At 59.0% G+C, this 585-nt stretch carries 1 protein-coding gene; it reads left to right on the top strand.

Annotated elements, in window-relative coordinates; translation table 11 throughout:
• Nucleotides 1-585: aminotransferase class III-fold pyridoxal phosphate-dependent enzyme (locus tag B3M52_RS04685; RefSeq protein WP_286748985.1), on the top strand; the 585-nt coding region annotated here is incomplete at both ends.

The following is a 585-nucleotide window of genomic DNA, read 5'->3' as shown; positions in this document are numbered from 1 at the left end:
TCTTCTGCGATTGAAGCCGCGCTCAAGATGAGCTTCCACTACTGGAAGAATCAGGGCAAACCGGGCAAGAAAAACTTCGTCAACCTGAGCAACAGCTACCATGGCGAAACCCTGGGGGCACTGGCACTGGGCGATGTTGCCCTCTACAAGGACACCTATCAGCCGCTGCTGATGGAAGTCATGACCGCGCCCTCCCCGGATGCGTTCAACAAGGAGCCGGGCGAGACCGACGAGGAGTACGCGCTGCGGCAGTTCGAGGCCATGGACGCGTTACTGGCCGAAAAGCATGACGAAATCTGTGCCGTGGTGGTCGAACCCCTGATTCAGTGCGCAGGCGGCATGCGCATGCACCATCCGATTTACCACACCAAACTGCGCGAAGCCTGCGACAAATATGGAGTGCACCTGATCGCCGACGAGATCGCGGTTGGCTTCGGCCGCACCGGCACCCTGTTCGCCTGCGAGCAGTCCGATATCACTCCGGATTTCATGTGCCTGTCCAAAGGCCTGACCGCGGGCTACCTGCCATTGTCGGTGGTGTTGACGACGGACACCGTCTACAACGCCTTCTACGACGATTACGAA

Origin of the sequence: Marinobacter sp. UBA2688 (genome assembly GCF_002352785.1) — a bacterium.
In the GTDB taxonomy this organism is placed as follows: Bacteria; Pseudomonadota; Gammaproteobacteria; order Pseudomonadales; family Oleiphilaceae; genus Marinobacter; species Marinobacter salarius.
This window is presented reverse-complemented; position numbering and strand designations above follow the sequence as displayed.